Annotated in this window: 2 protein-coding genes; one reads left to right on the plus strand and one right to left on the minus strand. The window is 72.4% G+C overall.

What is annotated here, in order from left to right:
* A partial coding sequence (locus tag ABZ641_RS31965) for a cystathionine beta-synthase (RefSeq protein ID WP_359987482.1) occupies window positions 1–1,363 on the minus strand: 1,363 nt, incomplete at its 3' end.
* Between the two features lie 145 nt (window positions 1,364–1,508).
* Between ABZ641_RS31965 and ABZ641_RS31970 the strand changes: the two genes are divergently transcribed.
* Window positions 1,509–2,588, plus strand: coding sequence for an SGNH/GDSL hydrolase family protein (locus tag ABZ641_RS31970; protein ID WP_344625788.1), 1,080 nt, complete (start codon window positions 1,509–1,511; stop codon window positions 2,586–2,588).
* Window positions 2,589–2,774 lie beyond the last annotated feature (186 nt).

Genomic DNA, 2,774 nt, shown 5'->3' on the forward strand with positions numbered 1-2,774 from the left:
CCTGCCGGGTGACGATGCCCTGCGGCTTGCCCTCGACCAGCACGACCACCGCGTCGGCCTTCTCCAGGACCGTCATCAGGTTGGTCACCGACTCGCCGGAGCCGACCACCGGCAGCGGCTTGGACATCACCTTGTCGAGGCTGTCGGTCAGCTTGATCTGCTGCGAGAACAGGCCCTCCAGCAGCTCCCGCTCGACGATCGAGCCGATGACCTCGCCGGCCATCACGTCGGGGTGGCCTGCGCCCGGCGACACGATCGGCATCTGGGAGACGCCGAAGTCGCGCAGCACCTGGACGGCCTCGGCGACGGTCTCGTTGGGGTGCATGTGGACGAACTGCGGGATGCCCTCGTGCTCCAGCGCGTCCTTGCGGGCGAGCACCTCGCCGATGTGCGCCTCGTCGGTGGCGGTGGGCAGGAAGCCGTAGTCGGCCATCCAGTCGTCGTTGAAGATCTTGGAGAGGTAGCCGCGGCCGCCGTCCGGCAGCAGCACGACGACCACGTCGTCCGGGCCGAGCCGCTTGGCGACCTCCAGGGCGGCGACCACGGCCATGCCGCAGGAGCCGCCGACCAGCAGGCCCTCCTCCTTGGCGAGGCGGCGGGTCATCTGGAAGGAGTCCTTGTCGGACACGGCCACGATCTCGTCCGCGACGGTGCGGTCGTAGGCGGTGGGCCAGAAGTCCTCGCCGACGCCCTCGACCAGGTACGGGCGGCCGGTGCCGCCGGAGTACACCGAGCCCTCCGGGTCGGCGCCGACGACCTGGACCTTGCCGCCGGAGACGTCCTTCAGGTACCGGCCGGTGCCCGAGATGGTGCCGCCGGTGCCGACGCCCGCGACGAAGTGGGTGATCTTCCCGTCGGTCTGCTCCCACAGCTCCGGGCCGGTCGAGTGGTAGTGCGAGGCCGGGTTGTCCGGGTTGGAGTACTGGTCCGGCTTCCAGGCGTTCGGGGTCTCGCGCACCAGGCGGTCCGAGACGTTGTAGTAGGAGTCCGGGTGCTCGGGCGCGACGGCGGTCGGGCAGACCACCACCTCGGCGCCGTACGCGCGCAGCGTGTTGATCTTGTCGGTGGACACCTTGTCGGGGCAGACGAAGATGCACTTGTAGCCCTTCTGCTGGGCCACGATCGCCAGACCGACACCGGTGTTGCCGGAGGTGGGCTCGACGATGGTGCCGCCGGGCTTGAGCGCGCCCGAGGCCTCGGCGGCCTCGATCATGCGCAGCGCGATCCGGTCCTTCACGCTGCCGCCCGGGTTGAAGTACTCGACCTTCGCGAGCACGGTGGCGCTGATGCCCTCGGTGACCTTGCTCAGCTTCACCAGCGGCGTGTTGCCGACCAGCTCGATGATCGAATTGCTGTACCGCACGGGGGTCCTCCCGATAGTGGCGCGTGTGACTGTGGGTGTCTAAAGGGTATGGCCCCGGATGGCCGACGGCCGCCGATAGCGGCACGGCCGGGAGGGGTACTACGGGGTTACGAGGACTCTGGAAGACCGCACAAGGGGGTGCAGGATGCCAGGGGCACAGGCTTCGCGGGCCCGGGTGGCCCGCCGGATCGCCACGGCGGCCGCGTACGGCGGCGGTGGGATCGGGCTGCTGGGCGTGGGGCTCGCCGGACTGCTGCTGACCGAGAGCAGGATGGCGATCCGGGCGATCGGGCTGCTGGACGGCGATCCGCCGCGCGCGGACGGAGTGTACGGCGACGCCTTCACCGACGCCGGGACGATCGTCCCGGCCTCGGACGAACCGCCGTTGGTGCTCGCCTTCCTCGGCGACTCGACCGCGGCCGGCCTCGGGGTGAACCGCGGCCGGGAGACCCCGGGCGCCCTGCTGGCCTCCGGCCTGGCTTCGGTGGCTGAGCGCCGGGTGCGGCTGGTGAACGTCGCCAAGTCGGGGGCCCGCTCGGAGGACCTGGTGGACCAGGCGGCGCTCGCCCTGCCGCACCGCCCCGCGCTCGCGGTGATCATGATCGGCGCCAACGACGTGACCCGGCACAGCCCGGCGGCACAGTGCGTGCGGCAGCTGGGCGACGCGGTGCGGATCCTGCGGTCGGCCGGGTGCGAGGTGGTGGTCGGCACCTGCCCGGATCTCGGCACCATCAAGCCGGTGCGGCCGCCGCTGCGCTGGGTGGCCCGGCGCCTCAGCCGGCAGCTCGCCGCGGCGCAGACGATCGCCGTGGTGGAGGCCGGCGGGCGGACGGTGTCGCTCGGCTCGCTGCTCGGGCCGGAGTTCGCGACCCGGCCGGAGCTCTTCGCCGCCGACCGCTACCACCCGTCGGCGCAGGGCTACGCGACCGCGGCGATGGCGATGCTGCCCTCGCTGTGCGCCTCGCTGGACCTGTGGCCCGACGAGGAGGGCACCGCCGCCGAGCCGCCGGCCACGCAGGCGGTCCTGCCGGTCGAGGTGGCGGCCGCGGCCGCGGCGGGCCGCTCGGGCACCGAGGTCGCGGCGGCCGGGACCGGGCCGGCGGCGCGGCGCTGGGCCCTGATGCGGCACCGGTTGCGGCTCGGCCTGCCGGGCACGCCGGAGCCCGAGGCGGCGTCGGCCAGCTCACACCCGGGATCGGATGACGCCGGCGCTACTAAGCGGTAATTTTCCTCCCGAGTGTCGTTGGGAGCCGATACGCGCCCTCAAGTGAATGCTCGCTAGCCGGCCGATCCGCGAGGAGCCCACCATGCCCGAAGCCGTCATCGTCAGCGCCGCCCGTTCGCCGATCGGCCGGGCCTTCAAGGGCTCGCTGAAGGACGTCCGCCCGGACGACCTGACCGCCCAGATCAT

The sequence above is a fragment of the Kitasatospora sp. NPDC007106 genome (assembly GCF_040634455.1).
GTDB classification, from domain to species: Bacteria; Actinomycetota; Actinomycetes; order Streptomycetales; family Streptomycetaceae; genus Kitasatospora; species Kitasatospora arboriphila.